This window comes from Vibrio sp. Vb0667 (genome assembly GCF_033391095.1).
In genome coordinates this window covers 1-1,808 of record NZ_JAWPOL010000105.1, presented here as the reverse complement: position 1 = coordinate 1,808, position 1,808 = coordinate 1, and the positions used below count along the sequence as shown (strand labels likewise).

The following is a 1,808-nucleotide window of genomic DNA, read 5'->3' as shown; positions in this document are numbered from 1 at the left end:
GCACGTACCAATTTGAACAGTTCAAACCGCTTGAGCAGACGAATGATAGCGATACGATAGCGCTTTCTCTTCCAACGACGATCGTGGATTACGACCAAGATACGGTCAGCAATACCTTTGTGATTACAATTGCTGATGGCGACAACCCAGTCATTAACAATGTCACAAGCTTGTCTTTGGACGAGTCTGGCGTCGAGCAAGGTTCTCTACAGGGCATCGCGATTACTAGCGGTACCGGATCAATTTCGGCAGCCGCAGGCAGCGATATTATTGATCACTTCGAAGTAGAACCAACGGAATTTAATGTCTCTGGCGAGTTGCAATCGCAAGGGCAAAATGTACTTCTTGAACTCACTTCTAATGTCAACGGCGTTCGTACTTACGAAGGTTATATTGAGCTTGATGGTGTGCGCATTACGGTATTCGACATCAGTATCGACTCACCGTCTCAAGGCGAATATCAGTTCAACCTCTATGAACAGCTGGATCATACTGGCGCAAACGACGAATCGTTAACGTTCACCATTCCAGTTTATGCCGTTGATGCCGACGGAGACCGCTCTTCTTTGACGCTCGGTTCGAACGATGCCAAAGCCGCAGAAATCGTTATAGAAGTTAAAGATGATGCGCCTTCTATTGATGGTGTAGAAGCTTTAACGGTGGATGAAGACGACCTTGCGAGCATCGGCTCGGATCAAAATGATTCTGTTTCGGTTGACGGCAAGTTCACCACGACAGAAGGCTCCGACCGAGTGGTGAGTTATCAACTCGACGCATCGACCAATCCAATTGATGGCTTGACTTCACATGGTGAAGCTGTTGAGCTGGTAGAAACCGCAAATGCCGACGGCAGCTTCACTTACACCGCGACCGCTAACGGCAATCCTGTCTTTACGTTGGTGGTGAATACCGATGGTTCATACAACTTTACGTTGGAAGGCCCAATCGATCACGCGACTGGTAGTGATGAACTGACGCTGAATTTTCCAATCATCGCGACCGATTTTGATGGCGATACGTCATCGGCAACCATCCCTGTAACCATTGTTGATGACCAGCCAACAATTAACAATGTTCAAGCGATCACCGTTGATGAAGATGACCTCGCGCAGATTGGCTCGGCTCAAGACGGTTCAGTATCGATTGACGGACACTTCACCACCAATCAAGGTTCTGATGGCGTAGTGAGTTACCAATTGGATGCCAGTGCGACGCCTGTTGATGGGCTTACTTCGCAAGGTGTTGCGGTGACATTGAGTGAAACGGCAAATCCAGATGGTAGTTTCACTTATACGGCAACCGCAGGAACCAATCCTGTCTTTACGTTAACTGTGAATCCAGATGGTAGTTACAACTTTACACTCGAAGGCCCAATTGACCATGCGAGTAACAGTGACGAACTGACGCTGAACTTCCCAATCATCGCGACGGATTTTGATGGTGACACCACTTCTGCCACGATTCCTGTGACCATTGTTGATGACCAACCAGTGATCACAAATGTTGCGCCAATTACGGTCGATGAAGATGACTTGATCAACATTGGTTCTGATCAAAAAGAAGCGCTTTCCATAGACGGTAAGTTCACTACGACTCAAGGCTCGGATAGTGTCGTCCGTTATCAGCTCGATGTGAATGCGATGCCTGTTGATGGGCTTACTTCGCAAGGCATTGCCGTAACCATGACTGAAACTGCAAATGCAGATGGCAGTTTTACTTACACAGCAAGCGTGGGTGCGAATGCTGTGTTTACGCTCGTTGTAAAACCGGATGGCAGTTATAATTTTACCCTTGACGGGGCACTTGAC

Annotated in this window: 1 protein-coding gene; it reads left to right on the top strand. The window is 47.8% G+C overall.

The genetic code is table 11. The features are described from left to right. Positions 1-1,808 (top strand): VCBS domain-containing protein (locus R8269_RS23740; protein WP_318222719.1); only part of this gene is annotated, 1,808 nt, incomplete at both ends.